The sequence below is a fragment of the Shigella sp. FC1567 genome (assembly GCF_001743015.1).
In the GTDB taxonomy this organism is placed as follows: domain Bacteria; phylum Pseudomonadota; class Gammaproteobacteria; order Enterobacterales; family Enterobacteriaceae; genus Escherichia; species Escherichia coli.
This window is the reverse complement of the sequence record NZ_MIIV01000449.1, coordinates 1-288: the sequence shown is the minus strand read 5'-3', so window position 1 is coordinate 288 and position 288 is coordinate 1. Positions and strand designations below refer to the sequence as shown.

At 46.9% G+C, this 288-nt stretch carries 1 pseudogene; it reads left to right on the top strand.

The features are described from left to right. Window positions 1-99 precede the first annotated feature (99 nt). A pseudogene (locus BHE85_RS19885) lies at window positions 100-288 on the top strand (IS3 family transposase); the annotation flags it as partial.

Here is a 288-nt window from a genome sequence, read left to right as displayed (position 1 = left end):
AACTCCGTAGAGTAACGTTGGGTTTTTCTGCTCATTATTGGCTCCTTCTGATGCCATTCTATTTCAGGAAGGAGTGTCCGTTAAACTCAGGCTACCTCAAACTGTTACGACAACGCTCCGATGGAAAGCTTCTGGGGAACGCTGAAAAATGAAAGCCTGAGCCACTATCGTTTTAAGAGCCGGGATGAGGCCATCTCAGTAATACGGGAATACATTGAGATTTTCTACAATCGTCAGCGTCGTCACTCTCGTCTGGGGAATATCTCCCCGGCAGCCTTCAGGATAAAA